Source organism: Cupriavidus sp. SIMBA_020, from assembly GCF_046535395.1.
In the GTDB taxonomy this organism is placed as follows: domain Bacteria; phylum Pseudomonadota; class Gammaproteobacteria; order Burkholderiales; family Burkholderiaceae; genus Cupriavidus; species Cupriavidus campinensis.
This window is the reverse complement of record NZ_JAWRWU010001515.1, coordinates 1-241: the sequence shown is the minus strand read 5'-3', so window position 1 is coordinate 241 and position 241 is coordinate 1. Positions and strand designations below refer to the sequence as shown.

The window sequence follows — 241 nt, the reverse complement described above, 5'->3', positions numbered from 1 at the left end:
AGAACGGATGGCCAGACAGTTTCGGCCGGAACGATATGCAAGCGGTTGTCGCAGGAAAATACGCGGAAGTAGCGCAGGTGATCAAGTGGTTCGAGAACATCTCGAGCAGCACAACACCGGCGCGGATGACCGGATCGGGTGCAAGCGTTTTCGCAGCATTCACCAGTCGGGCCGAAGCAGAAACGGTGCAAGCCAAACTGCAAGCGGAACACCCAACCTGGAGAAGCGCGGTAGCCTCGAG

At 58.1% G+C, this 241-nt stretch carries 1 pseudogene; it reads left to right on the top strand.

Features of this window, described 5'->3' with window-relative positions:
* Positions 1-241, top strand: a pseudogene (gene ipk / locus SB751_RS34660) (4-(cytidine 5'-diphospho)-2-C-methyl-D-erythritol kinase); the annotation flags it as partial.